This window comes from Negativicoccus succinicivorans, from assembly GCF_018373335.1.
GTDB lineage: Bacteria > Bacillota > Negativicutes > Veillonellales > Negativicoccaceae > Negativicoccus > Negativicoccus succinicivorans_A.
In genome coordinates, this window is record NZ_JAHAHH010000027.1 from 1 (window position 1) to 14,976 (window position 14,976).

Annotated in this window: 17 protein-coding genes; all 17 read left to right on the top strand. The window is 49.8% G+C overall.

Features of this window, described 5'->3' with window-relative positions; translation table 11 throughout:
• Positions 1–12 precede the first annotated feature (12 nt).
• Positions 13–1,473 carry an Asp-tRNA(Asn)/Glu-tRNA(Gln) amidotransferase subunit GatA gene (gatA, locus tag KH813_RS03175; RefSeq protein ID WP_303993172.1) on the top strand — a complete coding sequence of 487 codons (1,461 nt, stop codon included), beginning with the start codon at positions 13–15 and terminating at the stop codon, positions 1,471–1,473.
• Positions 1,473–2,915, top strand: a complete 1,443-nt coding sequence (gene gatB / locus KH813_RS03180; protein ID WP_034436533.1) for an Asp-tRNA(Asn)/Glu-tRNA(Gln) amidotransferase subunit GatB — start codon at positions 1,473–1,475, stop codon at positions 2,913–2,915. Before gatA ends, gatB begins: the two co-directional genes overlap by 1 nt.
• Positions 2,916–2,918: 3 nt before the next feature.
• Complete coding sequence (locus KH813_RS03185) at positions 2,919–3,215, top strand: hypothetical protein (protein ID WP_303993131.1); 297 nt, start codon at positions 2,919–2,921, stop codon at positions 3,213–3,215.
• A 117-nt stretch (positions 3,216–3,332) separates the two neighbouring features.
• Positions 3,333–4,052 carry a ScpA family protein gene (locus KH813_RS03190; protein WP_303993133.1) on the top strand — a complete coding sequence of 240 codons (720 nt, stop codon included), beginning with the start codon at positions 3,333–3,335 and terminating at the stop codon, positions 4,050–4,052.
• On the top strand, positions 4,024–4,557 hold the full coding sequence (scpB, locus tag KH813_RS03195) for an SMC-Scp complex subunit ScpB (protein ID WP_303993135.1): 534 nt from the start codon (positions 4,024–4,026) through the stop codon (positions 4,555–4,557). Before KH813_RS03190 ends, scpB begins: the two co-directional genes overlap by 29 nt.
• Complete coding sequence (locus KH813_RS03200) at positions 4,529–5,257, top strand: pseudouridine synthase (RefSeq protein WP_303993138.1); 729 nt, start codon at positions 4,529–4,531, stop codon at positions 5,255–5,257. Before scpB ends, KH813_RS03200 begins: the two co-directional genes overlap by 29 nt.
• Complete coding sequence (locus KH813_RS03205; protein WP_303993141.1) at positions 5,250–6,494, top strand: NAD(P)/FAD-dependent oxidoreductase; 1,245 nt, start codon at positions 5,250–5,252, stop codon at positions 6,492–6,494. The genes KH813_RS03200 and KH813_RS03205 overlap by 8 nt, the downstream gene beginning before the upstream one ends.
• Positions 6,491–7,168 carry a (d)CMP kinase gene (gene cmk, locus KH813_RS03210; protein ID WP_303993144.1) on the top strand — a complete coding sequence of 226 codons (678 nt, stop codon included), beginning with the start codon at positions 6,491–6,493 and terminating at the stop codon, positions 7,166–7,168. Before KH813_RS03205 ends, cmk begins: the two co-directional genes overlap by 4 nt.
• A complete protein-coding gene (locus tag KH813_RS03215) occupies positions 7,165–7,752 on the top strand; it encodes a 1-acyl-sn-glycerol-3-phosphate acyltransferase (protein WP_303993147.1) in 588 nt (195 codons plus the stop codon). Before cmk ends, KH813_RS03215 begins: the two co-directional genes overlap by 4 nt.
• A gap of 3 nt (positions 7,753–7,755) precedes the next feature.
• On the top strand, positions 7,756–9,732 hold the full coding sequence (locus KH813_RS03220; protein ID WP_303993150.1) for a bifunctional 4-hydroxy-3-methylbut-2-enyl diphosphate reductase/30S ribosomal protein S1: 1,977 nt from the start codon (positions 7,756–7,758) through the stop codon (positions 9,730–9,732).
• Between the two features lie 83 nt (positions 9,733–9,815).
• On the top strand, positions 9,816–11,150 hold the full coding sequence (gene der / locus KH813_RS03225) for a ribosome biogenesis GTPase Der (protein ID WP_303993153.1): 1,335 nt from the start codon (positions 9,816–9,818) through the stop codon (positions 11,148–11,150).
• Positions 11,147–11,755, top strand: coding sequence for a glycerol-3-phosphate 1-O-acyltransferase PlsY (plsY, locus tag KH813_RS03230; RefSeq protein WP_303993156.1), 609 nt, complete (start codon positions 11,147–11,149; stop codon positions 11,753–11,755). The genes der and plsY overlap by 4 nt, the downstream gene beginning before the upstream one ends.
• 18 nt (positions 11,756–11,773) lie before the next feature.
• Complete coding sequence (locus KH813_RS03235) at positions 11,774–12,784, top strand: NAD(P)H-dependent glycerol-3-phosphate dehydrogenase (RefSeq protein ID WP_303993159.1); 1,011 nt, start codon at positions 11,774–11,776, stop codon at positions 12,782–12,784.
• Positions 12,785–12,829: 45 nt separating this feature from the next.
• Positions 12,830–13,384: a 16S rRNA (guanine(966)-N(2))-methyltransferase RsmD gene (gene rsmD, locus KH813_RS03240; RefSeq protein ID WP_303993161.1), complete on the top strand. Its 555-nt coding sequence runs from the start codon at positions 12,830–12,832 to the stop codon at positions 13,382–13,384.
• A gap of 4 nt (positions 13,385–13,388) precedes the next feature.
• Complete coding sequence (coaD, locus tag KH813_RS03245) at positions 13,389–13,874, top strand: pantetheine-phosphate adenylyltransferase (RefSeq protein WP_303993164.1); 486 nt, start codon at positions 13,389–13,391, stop codon at positions 13,872–13,874.
• 13 nt (positions 13,875–13,887) lie between these two features.
• The gene (locus tag KH813_RS03250) at positions 13,888–14,370 is read left to right on the top strand and encodes an ATPase (RefSeq protein WP_303993166.1); all 483 of its coding nucleotides are present in this window, start codon (positions 13,888–13,890) and stop codon (positions 14,368–14,370) included.
• A gap of 118 nt (positions 14,371–14,488) precedes the next feature.
• Positions 14,489–14,976: class I tRNA ligase family protein (locus KH813_RS03255; protein ID WP_303993169.1), on the top strand; the 488-nt coding region annotated here is incomplete at its 3' end.

Genomic DNA, 14,976 nt, shown 5'->3' on the forward strand with positions numbered 1-14,976 from the left:
TGGAGGATTATTGTGAACGCGTGGACCATACATGAAAATCATCGCCGTCTGCTTGCCAAAGAGATCTCGGCGGTGGAATTAACAAAACAGATTATTCAGCATAAAGAAAAGGTGGAGCCGGAAATTCACGCTTACCTGCACGATACGCATGAGCGTGCGCTGGCGGCCGCCCAAAAAGTCGATGATAAAATTGCCGCCGGCGAAACGATTGCTCCTCTCGCGGGCGTTCCGGGCGCACTCAAAGACAATCTTTGCAGTGACGGTGAACCGGTCAGCGCCGCGTCAAAAATTTTGGAACATTTTATCGCGCCGTACAATGCGACGGTCGTTGAAAAATTACAGGCGCAAGATTATGTATCCCTCGGCAAATTGAACATGGACGAATTCGCGATGGGCAGTTCGACGGAAAACTCGGCCTACGGCCCTTCCAAAAATCCGTGGAATACGGAATGCGTGCCCGGTGGCTCCAGCGGCGGCAGCGCGGCGGCGGTAGCGGCACGTTCGGCATTGTGGGCATTGGGCTCGGATACCGGCGGATCGATTCGTCAGCCGGCGTCCTATTGCGGTCTGGTCGGTTTGAAACCGACATACGGATTGGTTTCCCGCTATGGTCTGTTGGCATTTGCTTCTTCCCTCGATCAAATCGGACCGTTGACGCAGGATGTTACCGACTGCGCCATCGTCTTGAATGCGATTGCCGGCCACGATCCGAAGGATTCGACGAGTATAGCAGGGAAACGCCCCGACTATACGAACGCGCTGCAAAGCGATGTCAAAGGTTTGCGCATCGGCGTACCGGCGGAATATTTTACGGACGGTATTAAACCGGAAGTGAAAAAAGCGGTCGAAGATGCGTTGAAGACGTATGAAGAATTGGGCGCGGAAATCGTTTCGGTTTCATTGCCGCGCGCTAAATATGCTATTTCCGCTTACTATATCGTGGCACCGGCGGAAGCCAGCTCCAACCTCGCCCGTTATGACGGCGTCGGTTTCGGATTGCGTGTGCCGGGCGAAAATTTGATTGAAATGTACAAAAAAACCCGTTCCGAAGGTTTCGGACCGGAAGTGCAACGCCGTATTATGCTCGGTACGTATGTATTGAGCGCCGGCTATTATGATGCCTACTATATGAAGGCGTTGAAAGTACGCACACTGATTAAAGAAGACTTTGCCAACGCGTTTTCCAAAGCGGATATTTTAGTTACGCCGACAGTGCCGGATACGGCATTCCGCTTCGGTGATAAAATCAATGATCCGCTGGCCATGTATATGGAAGACGTTTGCACGGTACCGGTCAATCTGGCGGGCATTCCGGCGCTCAGCATGAATTGCGGATTTGCCGACGGCATGCCGATCGGGATGCAGTTGATCGGCCCCAACTTGAGTGAAGAACGGCTCTTGCAAGCGGCCTATACATTTGAGCAGGCGCGGCCGGATACGCAAAAAGTAGCGGCTCTGGGAGAGGTGAAGTAATGAAGTACGAAAGTGTTATCGGCTTAGAAGTCCATACCGAATTAAAAACGGCAACAAAAATTTTCTGCGGCTGTAAAACCACATTCGGCGCGGAACCGAACTCGAATGTTTGCCCGGTTTGCTTGGGCCTGCCGGGCGTGCTGCCGGTTCTCAACAAAAAAGTCGTCGACTTTGCTATTCGTGCCGGCCTGGCATTGAACTGCAAAATCGCCAACTTTACGAAATTTGACCGTAAAAATTATTACTATCCCGATTTGCCGAAAAACTTCCAAACTTCGCAATACGATTTGCCGATTTGCGAACACGGCTATTTGGATATCGAAGTAGACGGTGAGACACGTCGCATCGGCATTACCCGTATCCATATGGAAGAAGACGCTGGCAAACTGGTGCACAGCGGCACGACCATTACCGATTCCGATTCGTCCAATGTCGACTACAATCGTACCGGCGTACCGTTGTTGGAAATCGTTTCCGAACCGGATCTGCGCAGCGGTGCCGAAGCTGCCGCGTATATGGAAAAACTCCGCTCGATTTTGGAATATATCGCGGTTTCCGACGTCAAGATGGAAGAGGGAAGCCTGCGTTGCGATGCCAACGTTTCCGTTCGTCCGGTCGGAGAAACCAAACTCGGCACTAAAGTGGAAATGAAAAACATCAACTCGATTCGCGGCGTAGCACGCAGCATCGAGTATGAAGCCCAACGCCAGGCGGAAGCCCTGGAAGACGGCGAAAAAATTGTACAGGAAACGCGTACCTGGGACGAAAGCAAAGGTACGACAGCAACGATGCGTGTCAAAGAAGAAGCGGACGATTATCGCTACTTCCCGGAACCGGACCTGGTGCCGTTCACGATTTCCGATGAATACATCGAAAGCGTTCGGCAGGCATTGCCGGAACTTCCGGATGCACGCAAAGCCCGTTTAATGCAGGAACACGGACTTTCCGATTATGACGCGGGCATCATTACCCTTTCGCGCTCGATGGCGGAATATTTTGACGAACTCGTAGCCGCCGGTGCGGATGCGAAAGAAGGCGCGAACTGGCTGATGGGCGATTTTTCGATGCTGTTGAACGAAGCCGGTAAAACCCCGGCTACGGCGCCGGTTCGTCCGCAGGGACTCGCGGGAATGCTGGCCAAGATCGCTGACGGAACCATTTCCGGTAAAATCGCTAAAACTGTTTTCCGCGATATGTGGGAACAGGGTAAATCGGCGGATGAGATCATTGAAGCGAAAGGTTTGAAACAGATCTCCGATACCGGTGAATTAACGCAGTTGATTCATGACGTGGTCGCCGCTAACCCGCAATCGGTAGAAGATTATCGTGCGGGCAAGAAAAAAGCGATCGGCTTTTTAGTCGGCCAGATCATGAAAAAAACGAAAGGCCGCGCTAATCCGCAGGTAGTGAACCAGCTCTTGGTCAAAGAATTGCAGGAGTAAACTATGTGGCAGGAACAACATACAGAAAAAACAACCCGTGCGGATGAACCGCGCGTGATCAGTAAAAAAGAACGCGATGCATTTCACGGCACGACCTTTGATGCCGAAGGAACCGCCGAAGATACGAAAAGCACACGCGTGATTGTACGACGTTGGGAAGATTTGCCGCTGCCTGTGAAACTGGCGGTGGCGGGAGCCGGTTTGTTATTTGGTATGGTGTTTTTGGGGTTTAGCGGTATTTTTATTGTGATCGCACTTGTGGCGGTTGCTCTTTCATGGGTAGGCAGCTTTTTGCAGTAATAAAAACGGGCTTTGGCCCGTTTTTTATTGCCGCCATGTTTCCACGATATCTCACAGCAGTTGGCGTCTCGACAATGGATCAGATATAATAAAGATTATGAGATAAGGGTGTGACCTATGGCAGTTAGTACGGTGCAATTTAATTTACCGGTGTTTAACGGACCGCTGGATTTATTATTGCACTTAATCCGCAAACAAAAAATTGATATTTACGATATTCCGATCCAAACGGTGACGGTGCAATATATGGATTATTTAGCGCGCGCGGAAGCATTTAATTTGCAGTTGGGAACGGAATTTTTCCAAATGGCCGCAACGCTCTTAGCGATCAAGGCGCGCAGTCTGCTGCCCAAAGCACCCGCGGAAGAAGAGGAAGAAGATCCGCGGCAAGAACTTGCCGAGAGATTGATCGCATGGGAGCATATTCAAACAGTAAAAAGTGAAATTGAAACACGCTTGGCGGAGAATGCATTTTTTCTGGAAAAAGAGCCGACGCCCTTACAGGCTTCGGAGTATACGCTGCGCGTCAGTATGGAGCGATTAGCCGGTGTTTGGCAGCGTCTGATCCAAAAGGAAGAGCCGGCAGAGGCAGATTGGCAACCGATTCCGGAGTTAGATCCCAAACCTTTGCGAGAAGCATTTTTACAAGCGATTCAACATGGCTCGGTGGATCTTATCCCATACTTTGAAAAACTGACCAATCGTTGGGAACAATTGACGCTATTTTTAGAAGTTTTAGAAATGATTTGGCAGGGAACGATTACGGTGAAGAAACTCGGTACAGGCATTTATGTGGAGAGATTACGTCATGGCAACGGAACAACTAGCAGCACTTGAAGCGCTACTCTTTATTGCCGGTGAACCGGTATCGACGAAGCAAGTAGCAGAAGTACTCAACGTCGGTACGAGTGAGGCGACGAAACTTTGTCAGGAGCTTGCCGACCAATATGCCGCTCGATCGCAGTCCGGTCTGTTGGTACAGGAGACTGCGGGAGGTTGGCGGCTATGTACGCGAACGGAGTACGGTAAGCTGTTGGCCGAACGTTACGCGCCGCCGCTCCATTTGAGTAAAGCGGCGTTGGAAGTACTGGCCATTGTGGCGTTGCAAGCACCCGTGACGCGGCAGCAAATTGACGGTTTGCGTGGGGTTTCAAGCGAACGGACGCTGGCGAATTTGCTGGAAAAGAATTTAATTATGGAGATCGGCCGCGCCGAATTGCCGGGACGACCGATTTTATATGATGTCACGCCGTATTTTAAGCGCAAAACAAATTGGCGGGACTATTATCAGAAACAGGGAGTAAACGAAACCGATGAGAGAACGTCTTCAGAAATTGATTAGCCAAGCGGGGCTGGCATCCCGGCGGGCGGCCGAAACGATGATTACCGAAGGGCGAGTTAAAGTAAACGGTAAAGTAGTGAGCGAACTGGGTCAAAAAGCGGATCTTACACGCGACACGATTATTGTCGACGGCAAAAAAATTGAACGGGAACCGCTGCAGTATTTCCTGTTTAATAAACCCAAAGGGGTCATCACTACTTTAAGCGATCCTGAGGGCCGGACGACGGTATTGGAATATTTCAAAAAAGAAAAAGTTCGCCTGTATCCGGTCGGTCGATTGGATCTGAACACGGAGGGCTTACTGCTTTTGACCAATGACGGTGACCTGACCAACCGGTTAGAACACCCGTCGTCAGAAGTGGAAAAAGAATACGAAATTAAAATTAAAGGCCGAGTACCGGATAAAATGCTTACGGCATTTCGCGAAGGCGTGCCGTTGGAAGACGGCATAACCGCTCCCGCAAAAGTAAGCGAGGCCGTTTTTGATGTCAAGACAGGGCTTTCGACTCTTGCCCTCATTATTCACGAAGGCCGCAACCGCCAAGTGCGCCGGATGTGCGAACACTTCGGTTTTCGCGTGCATAACTTGAAACGCACACGGTATGCGACCCTGACTTTGCAAGGCGTCAAGCGCGGCAGTTATCGGGCGTTGACAGCCAATGAAATAAGCGATCTTAAAGCGCAGGTTACGCATGCGTAATGTTGTTGTGATCGGTGGCGGCTGCGCCGGGCAAATGGCGGCGTATGCCGCCCAAACGGCGGGCGCACGAGTGATTTTACTGGAAAAAATGCCGCAACTCGGTCTTAAAATGGGGATCACCGGCAAAGGACGCTGCAATCTGACGAATGCCGCATCTATGGAGGAACTCATTCGCCAAACGCCGGGCAACGGTAAATTTTTATACAGCGCCTACCATACTTTTACCAACACGGATTTGCTTTCGTTACTTGCGTCATGGGGCGTAAAAACAAAGGTGGAACGAGGCGGCCGTGTATTTCCCGAATCCGACTCCGCACAGGAAGTCCGTCGTGCGTTTCGTACGGCGCTTACCAAAGCGGGAGTGGAAATTCATACGGAAGCATCTGTGCGCGAAATTCACCGAGAGGGTGCCGCGTTTGAAGTGATAACCGCGGAACGCACCTGGCCGGCGGCGGTTGTGATTATGACAACGGGAGGCGCTTCGTATCCGCAAACCGGTTCCGACGGTAGCGGACATGCATTGGCGAACGGATTGGGGCACACTTTAATACCGCTACGTCCTTCTCTGATTCCGCTTGTCTGTGAAGAAGCATGGTGCAAAGCATTGCAGGGACTTTCGTTGCGTAACGTCGAACTCACATTGCAAATTGACGGTAAAGCGAAGCAGACTTTGCGCGGCGAAATGCTTTTTACGCATTTTGGCGTATCGGGACCGATTGTCTTGCGTTTAAGTGATGCGGCTTCGCGGGCGTTGCAAAAGAACAGGAAAGTAACGCTCTCTTTGAATGTAAAGCCGGCGCTTGCACCCGAGGTGTTGGATGCCCGACTACGGCGAGATTTGGGAAAAAATCATTTGCAGCAGATGGGCAATGCCTTGCGCGATTTATTGCCGCAGCGTTTGATTGCACCGATGTTGCAAGCAGCTGAGATTGAAAACGACGTTAAGGCGGCGGAGCTTTCCCGCGCGGAACGGTTGCGCTTGGGGCAAGCGTTGCAAAATCTGTCGTTGACGGTGACGGGCACACGCCCGTTGCGTGAAGCAATTGTAACAGCGGGAGGCATCAGCACCAAAGAAGTCAATCCCAAAACAATGGAATCGAAAATTGTGCCGGGCATTTATTTTGCCGGCGAGATCTTGGATGTTCACGCGTTTACGGGAGGATATAATTTACAGGCAGCGTTTTCTACCGGCTACCTTGCGGGCGTTAGCGCGGCAGGAAAGGAGTCGGAGCAATGAAAAAAATTGCGGTTGCGATTGATGGCCCCGCGGGGGCCGGTAAAAGTACGGTCGCTAAAGAGTTGGCGAAACGACTGGGGTATGTATACCTGGATACCGGTTCAATGTACCGAGCGTTGACTTGCGAATTACTGCACCGAGGCGTTTCGGTGGATCAGGAAGAGAAAGTCTGCTCCGTCGTCCAAAATTTAACGGTAGAATTAAAAGGCGATCAGGAAGAACCGATAGTGACGGTGAATGATCGTGATGTTTCCGCTCATATCCGTCGTCCGGAGGTATCGGCCCGTGTTTCACAAGTCGCCGCATATGTCTGCGTGCGCCAACACTTAGTCAAAGAGCAGCAGCGCCTTGCCGAAAACGGCGGTATCGTCATGGACGGGCGGGATATCGGCACGGTGGTGCTGCCGCACGCTGAGCTGAAGGTGTTTTTAACGGCTTCTGTAGAAGAACGAGCCCGCCGGCGTTTGGTACAATGGAATGAAACACACCCTGATGAACCGCAGACAATGGCGCAAATTGTGCAAAATATTCAAGAGCGCGATCGCAAGGATACGGAACGCGCCATTTCTCCTCTGCGGCAGGCGGAAGATGCCGTTTTGCTGGACACCACTTGTTTAACGCGGGAAGAAACGATTGATACACTTACGGCTATGGTAAAGAAGGTGACGGCATGATTAAAAAATTTCTCCACTTGCTTGCAAAATTTTTATTTATTTTCTTGGGCGGCGCGAAAATAATCGGACAGGAGAATGTCCCGAAAGAGGGTGGGGTTATTATCGCGTCTAATCATAAAAGCAACTGGGATCCGCCGATCGTTTTTGCGGCGATGCCGAGGCAGGTATATTTTTTGGCAAAAGAAGAATTATTTCATAATTTCTTTCTGCGCAAATTTTTGAATGCTTTAGAAATGGTTCCTTTGCACCGCGGTAAAGTGGATCGCACGGCGATGCGAAAATCATTTGCGATTATTCGTCGCGGTGAGTTGCTTGGAATTTTCCCTGAAGGAACGAGAATTCAGCATGAAGGTCTGGGACCTTTTCACAGCGGCATGGCATCGCTGGCGTTACGTCTTGGTGTGCCGATCGTTCCCGTGGCTGCGATTCACACCATGCGTCCATGGAGCCAATCGGTACCGGTGGTGGCGATTGGCGAACCGGTCATGGTGGAGAAAGATAAGCCGACACCCGAGAAGATTATAGAAATTAATAATTTGGTTAAAGAAAGAATAGAAAAGCTTTATGAAATGTACAAAGGTTGAGATATGAAGATTATTGTAGCGAAAAAACTGGGCTTTTGCTATGGTGTAAAACGCGCCATGCAAATCGCGGAGGACCTATGTAAAACAGGGACTGACGCGGTTACGCTGGGGCCGATCATTCACAACAATCAAGTGGTGGAAGGACTGCGTTCCAAGGGGATCGACTATGTTGAATCGCTCGATGACGTCCCCGGAGAAACAGTAATTATTCGTTCTCACGGAGTAGGCCCGGCGTGTTATAATAGAGCTAGTGAAAAAAATTTAAAGATTATCGATGCGACCTGTCCGTACGTTGTACGGGCACAAAAAGAAGCCAATCGCTTAGTGAATGAAGGTAAGACGGTAATTATTTTCGGGGAAAAAGATCATCCGGAAGTCAAAAGCATTGCCGAATGGGCAATGGATCGCGCTATCGTTGCGGAAACACCCGCCGATTTAGCCAACCTGCCGCACCTCTCTGAAGCAAGCGTTGTATCGCAAACTACGTTTTCGCAGGCCTTGTTTCAAGAGATGCTTGCTCTCGTCAAAGATAAAGTAGATCATGTTGATGTCCATCGCACGATTTGCAATGTCACGGCGGAGCGGCAGAATGCGGTAGCGGAGTTGGCAGAGATAGCCGACGTAATCGTAGTCATTGGTGGCCGACACAGCGGTAATACACGCCGTCTGTATGAACTTGCCAAAGCAAACGGCACTCCGGCATACCATATTGAAACGGCTGCAGAATTACGCTCGTCATGGTTTCAAAGTGATTGGACGGTTGGCATCACAGCCGGTGCATCCACACCGGACTGGATAATCGAGGAGGTATTGTTGGCAATGGATGATATGAAAACAACTTTTGAAGCGATGGACATGAATTATGATTTTCACAAAGGAAGCATCGTAGAAGGCACGGTCGTTGATCTGACCGATGAAGAAGCCTATGTTTCGTTTGGTTACAAAACGGAAGCGGTGCTCCAAGCGCGTGAATATTCATTTCCGGCTCCGGAATCCATGAAGGATGTACTGGCGGTCGGCGATACAGTCAAAGCGCAAATCACCAATGCGGTGAAAGAAGATGGTACGATCTACATCTCCAAAATCAAATTGGATCGTTTGGCGGACTGGGATATCGTCGAACAGGCATTGGCTAACGATGAACCTGTAGAAGTCGAAGGTATTGAAGCGATTAAAGCAGGCCTTCTCGTTCAGATTAAATCGTTACGCGGTTTCATTCCGCTTTCCCAGGGTGACTTGCGTTTCGTGCGCTCGCTCTCGTTCCTTGTCGGGACAAAATTCCAGGCGAAAGTACTGGAAGTAGACCGCTTGAAAAACCGTTTAGTTTTGAGCCGCAAAGCGATGCTCGAAATTCATCGCGAAGCGGAAATGGAAAACATGAAAGAAGCGTATGAACAGGGTACGCAACTTACCGGTATTGTGAAGAAAATTATGCCGTACGGCGCGTTCATTGACGTTAACGGCATTGAAGGTTTGCTGCATATTTCCGATGTAGCCTGGAACAAAATCGACAAAGTCGAAGATGTTTTGGAACCGAATCAGGAAGTGGACGTTATCATCAAATCGTTCGATCCGGAAAAACAGCGTATTTCTTTCAGCCGGAAAGATACCTTGCCGGATCCGTGGATGGACGACATTGAAAATTACGCAGTCGGTGATACCGTCGTCGGTAAAGTAGTAAAATTGATTGATTTCGGCGCGATTGTGGAATTAACTGACGGATTGACCGGTTTGCTGCACATTAGCGAAATCACTAAAGATCGCAGCAAAAAAGTGGGCGATGTACTGGCAGACGGCGACATGGTCGAAGTGCAAATTATCGGCATTAACAAATCCCGCAAGCGCATCAGTTTCAGCCTGATTCAGGTACAGGAGCATGCGGAAGGCGCGACGGAAGAAATGCCGGCGGATGAAGCTCCGGTGCAAGATGTTGCTGAAGCCGAAGAAGCCGCGGCGGACGCGACATCTGACGAAGAATAACACCGTCAGCCGAGGTAAAGATAAAAGCAAAAATGCGGGGGACGGTTCTCTGTTTCCCGCGTTTTTTATTGAAGGAGCAAGTTATGGACAAACCGTTAGTGGCGGTGGTAGGACGGCCGAATGTCGGCAAGTCGACATTATTCAATGCGATCATTAACAAACGTATTTCCATCGTGGAGGATGTTCCCGGTGTGACTCGCGACCGTATCTATTTTGATGCAGAGTGGCTCGGTACGCAGTTTACGCTGATTGATACGGGCGGCATTGAGTTTTTGGTGCCGAAGGAAGACCATATCAGCGTTGGTACCAAAGCGCAGGCTCAACTTGCGATTTTAGAAGCTGATGTGATCGTGCTCGTCTGCGACGGACGCGTCGGTGTTACCGCGGATGATGAACAGGTTGCCCATTTACTGAGAGATGCCGGCAAGCCGATAGTGCTTGCGGTCAATAAAATTGACAGTCTCGCGCAGGAAATGAATATCTATGAATTTTATTCTTTGGGATTGGGTGATCCGCATGCGATTTCGGCCTCCAATCTGCTGGGCTTGGGAGATTTGTTGGATGATGTGGTGAAGCATTTTCCGCAGCGCGAAATCGATCCGCATGAAAATGAACTTGTGCATGTGGCGCTGGTCGGTCGCCCGAATGTCGGAAAATCTTCCCTTACCAATGCTCTGCTCGGTGAAGAACGTGTGCTGGTGAGTGATATTCCCGGTACGACACGTGATTCGATTGACACGCACTGGAAATACCATGGCGAGGAATTCGTGCTGATTGATACCGCCGGAATGCGTCGTAAGGCAAAAATTGATTTGCCGGTGGAGCATTACAGTGTTATCCGTTCGTTGCGCTCGATCGATCGTGCCGACGTGGTTGTACTGGTTTTGGATGCGACGCAAGGGGTCACCGAGCAGGATACCAAAATTGCCGGCTACGCGCATGAAGCCGGTAAAGGAATGATCATTCTAGTCAATAAATGGGATTTGATCGAAAAAGACAGCAAGTCTACCGAAACATATGCGGAAGATATTCGGCGCGAATTGGCCTTTTTGCAATATGCACCGATTGTGTATGTCTCAGCTCTTACCAAACAACGAATTCATCGTTTGGGAGAACTGATTCAATTCGTTTCGGAACAACAGACACGCCGCGTTTCGACAGGCGTTCTGAATGAAGTTTTGACGGACGCGAAACTGATGAATCCGCCGCCGATGAAGTACGGTAAGGAAATCAAGCTGTACTACATGACACAGGTGGGCGTTAAGCCGCCAACCTTTGTGCTTTTTTGTAACTATGCGCAATACGTTCATTTTTCGTACGTGCGCTTCTTAGAAAATCGTTTGCGTGAATCGTTCGGGTTTGAAGGTACACCGATACGATTGGTTTTACGCGGTAAACGAGATGGTGATGATGATTGATTAATTATTTACTTTGCGTTACGGGGGCATACTTGCTGGGCTCTATTCCCAGCGGTTTGTGGCTCGGTAAGCTGTTTTGCGGTACCGATTTACGCCGGCACGGTAGCCGTAACATCGGCGCAACCAATGCGTATCGCACTTTGGGAGCTCGTATGGGCGTTACCGTCTTTGGCGCGGATTTTTTGAAGGGCGTGGCGGCGACATCGTTGGGCGGAAACGATCCGGTATTGCTTGCTCTTTGTGCGGCTGCCGCGATTGTCGGCCACTGCTTTTCCGTGTTTTTAGGATTTCGCGGCGGTCGGGGCGTGGCGACCGGTTTTGGGGTAATGTGCTGTTTGTCGTTGCCGGTAGCTGTTGCGGCGGCGGTTGTTTGGGCGATCTTAGTCTTTACGACACGGTTAGTATCCTTGGCATCCATTGCCGCGGCGCTGACCGTACCGATTCTTTTATGGTGGTGGCAGGCACCGTTAGCATTCTTGATTTTTGCGATTCTGGGTGTTGCTGCTATCGTTTTTCAACACCGCGCCAATATCGGACGGTTATTACGTGGGGAAGAGAAAAAAATTGAACGCGCAAAATTAAAACGGCGGCAGAAAATGAAATAAGATATACGAGGTGATATTGTGCAGATAGCTATGATAGGTGCAGGGGCATGGGGGATTGCAATGGCGCGATCGCTTGCCGAAGCGCATCCGGACGTATGTTTATATGCACGAAACGCTGAAACGGTTGCGGAAATGACGGAAACTCGTCAACACGCAGCCTATTTACCGGGCGTGCTGCTTCCCGATCGGGTCAAAATTACCGCGGATTTGGAAGAAGCTGTGTCAAATGCGGATGTAGTCGTGCTTGCGACGCCGTCGAAAGCGATTGGGACAATGGCAGAGGCAATTCGTCCCTGGCTCACTGAAAACGCATTGGTCATTTCGGCGGCGAAAGGTTTGTCACCGAGCGGGGGACGCTTATCGGAAGATATTAGAGCCGCATTGGTCGGCGTCACGGATGAAATCGCTGTGATTTCGGGGCCGAATCATGCGGAAGAAGTCGGGCGTTTATTACCGGCGGCCACCGTGGTTGCCGCCGCTCGCAAAGAAACTGCTATGCGGGCGCAGGATGTCTATATGTTGCCGCATTTGCGCGCGTATTACAGCACCGATATGATTGGCGTAGAGTACGGCGGCGCATTAAAAAATATTATTGCACTTGCTGCCGGCGCGGTCGATGGTGTCGGTTACGGTGACAATACACGCGCGACTTTGATTACCCGCGGCTTAGCGGAAATCGTGCGTTATGCGGTGCATTTTGGAGCTCGTAATGAAACTTTGTTCGGACTTTCCGGCATGGGCGATTTGATCGTAACCTGTACAAGCAAACACAGCCGCAATCATGAAGCGGGCAGGGCATTGGCGCAAGGCTTGACGGAAGCGCAGATCACACAGGGAACGCAAAAAGTGGTCGAAGGTATCCGAAGCACTCATATTGTGTATCCGGTGGCGCAGCGCGAAGGCATTGAAATGCCGATTACCGAGCAGGTATATCGAGTGCTTTCCGGAGAAAGCTCATTGCAAAACGCATTGCAAAACCTGATGACACGGGCAAAAAAAGAAGAACATCAGGAGCCGGTTATTTTGTAATTTGAAAATACCAATGTTATAATACAAGGTAACTATCGAGGGTATATGAGAATCATTGGTGGCACTAGACGCGGACACAAATTGGCAGCGCCGAAAGGGATGGCGACGCGCCCGACACAGGATCGAGTGCGGGAAGCGATCTTCAACACGCTGGCCAATATAGGCTTACTGGAAACACGCGTGCTTGATTTGTATGCAGGCACCGGCGCAATGGCGCTGGAAGCGTTGAGTCGCGGCGCGGAATTTGCTTGCGCCGTGGATGAGAAAACTGCTGCGGTAATTCGTCAAAATGCAGAGGTTTGCAACTTTTCTTCGCAGATCGAAGTGCGTGACCAACGCGTCGAATCGGCACTGGCGAACTTGCCGCAAAATCAACCGTTTGACTATGTTTTTCTTGATCCGCCGTACCAACGCGATTTGGTGGAACCTGTACTGCGGGAACTGCTCCGTGCGCGCCTCGTGCAGCCTACCAGCGTAGTTGTTGTTGAACAGGCACGGGAAGAAAATTTGGAGATACCTGAAGGTTATCGGTTCTGGCGGCAGAAACATTACGGCGGTACCATGGTGACCTATTTGGTGGTAGAAGGGGAAGAAGGATAATTGCATGCGAGTGGGAATCTGCCCGGGCAGTTTTGATCCGGTTACAAAAGGCCATGTGGACATTTTTGAACGCAGTGCACAATTTGTCGACAAACTGATTGTTGCGGTCTTTGTGAATCCCGGCAAAAAGCCAATGTTTTCGATGGAAGAACGGGTAGCTTTGCTGAAAGAAGCAACGGCTCATATTCCGAATGTAGAATTGGATGCTTTCTCCGGCTTGCTCAATGATTATGTTCGGCAACGAGATTCACGCTTGATCATTCGAGGATTACGAGCATTCAGTGACTTTGAATATGAATTCCAACGGGCGTTATTATTGAAAGATCAGGATCCGGAGATTGAAACTGTATTTATGATGACGCGCGGTGAATATTCGTTTATCAGCTCTTCGGGAATCAAAGAGTTGGCCATGTTTAGCGGTGACGTGGGGCGGCTGGTACCGCCATGTGTATTAACCGCACTGGAAGAGAAATTGGCAGTTGCCAAATAAAGGAGTGGTACTCATGGATACACGCAAATTGCTGGAAGAGCTTGATTATGTAGTAATGAACGGCAGAGAAGTTCCGTTAACAAACAAACGCATTGTCGATCAGGATGAAGTGGCGCGCATTATTGACGCTATTAACAGTTCGCTGCCCAATGAATTGGAAAACGCCAAGCGTATTGTTGCGGATAAAGAACGTGTCATGATGGATGCACAAAAGCAGGCAGAAACGATTATTGCACAAGCCAAAGATTATATCGCTAAAATCACGGAAGAAAGCGAGCTTGTGAAAAACGCCCAAGAGCGTGCCAATGAAATTATCGCCAATGCGAACCAAACAGCAGACACGATGCAGCAAAGCGCGCTCGAGTATGCGACCGATGTTTTGAAATATGTCGAAGAAAACATGGAAGGAACGCTTGATTCGTTGCGTAAAAATCGGGAAAGCCTTATGCAACAGCAACCGCAAAAAGGGACAGAAGATACCTTGCCGCGGGAATAACAGAGCGAAAAAAGAGCTTGCCGAAAGCTCTTTTTTTGTATATTTTTATTGGCGTAAACGTTCATTAAAATATATAATAAATAATTAGCAAACTGAGAAATGAACGGGAGGAAATTCCATGAATGACAAGTACAATCCTGCAGAGATTGAGAAAAAGTGGCAGGATGCATGGTATGCAACAAATGCCTTTCATACGCATGCCGATGAGGGCAAAGAAAAATACTATGTGCTCGAAATGTTTCCTTATCCATCGGGAAATTTGCACATGGGACACGTGCGTAACTACGCGATCGGGGACGTGATTGCTCGTTTCATGACGATGCGCGGGTACAATGTGCTTCATCCGATGGGCTGGGATGCGTTTGGCATGCCGGCCGAAAATGCGGCGATCCAGCGCAACATTCATCCGGCAAAGTGGACATACAGCAACATTGAAAACATGAAAAAGCAGCAAAATAAATTGGGACTTTCCTATGACTGGGAGCGGGAGGTCACGACTTGCAGCGAGGGCTACTATCGGTTCACGCAGGAGCTGTTTTTGCTCTTCATGGAGCGCGGTCTTGCGTATAAAAAAGAAGCGAAAGTCAACTGGTGTGAACATTGCGG

Bases quoted from the DNA above. Each gene is read 5' to 3' on its own strand.
- gatB (WP_034436533.1), top strand. From the start codon at position 1,473: ATGAAGTACGAAAGTGTTATCGGCTTAGAAGTCCATACCGAATTAAAA.
- KH813_RS03185 (WP_303993131.1), top strand. From the start codon at position 2,919: ATGTGGCAGGAACAACATACAGAAAAAACAACCCGTGCGGATGAACCG.
- KH813_RS03190 (WP_303993133.1), top strand. From the start codon at position 3,333: ATGGCAGTTAGTACGGTGCAATTTAATTTACCGGTGTTTAACGGACCG.
- scpB (WP_303993135.1), top strand. From the start codon at position 4,024: ATGGCAACGGAACAACTAGCAGCACTTGAAGCGCTACTCTTTATTGCC.
- KH813_RS03200 (WP_303993138.1), top strand. From the start codon at position 4,529: ATGAGAGAACGTCTTCAGAAATTGATTAGCCAAGCGGGGCTGGCATCC.
- KH813_RS03205 (WP_303993141.1), top strand. From the start codon at position 5,250: ATGCGTAATGTTGTTGTGATCGGTGGCGGCTGCGCCGGGCAAATGGCG.
- cmk (WP_303993144.1), top strand. From the start codon at position 6,491: ATGAAAAAAATTGCGGTTGCGATTGATGGCCCCGCGGGGGCCGGTAAA.
- KH813_RS03215 (WP_303993147.1), top strand. From the start codon at position 7,165: ATGATTAAAAAATTTCTCCACTTGCTTGCAAAATTTTTATTTATTTTC.
- KH813_RS03220 (WP_303993150.1), top strand. From the start codon at position 7,756: ATGAAGATTATTGTAGCGAAAAAACTGGGCTTTTGCTATGGTGTAAAA.
- der (WP_303993153.1), top strand. From the start codon at position 9,816: ATGGACAAACCGTTAGTGGCGGTGGTAGGACGGCCGAATGTCGGCAAG.
- rsmD (WP_303993161.1), top strand. From the start codon at position 12,830: ATGAGAATCATTGGTGGCACTAGACGCGGACACAAATTGGCAGCGCCG.
- coaD (WP_303993164.1), top strand. From the start codon at position 13,389: ATGCGAGTGGGAATCTGCCCGGGCAGTTTTGATCCGGTTACAAAAGGC.
- KH813_RS03250 (WP_303993166.1), top strand. From the start codon at position 13,888: ATGGATACACGCAAATTGCTGGAAGAGCTTGATTATGTAGTAATGAAC.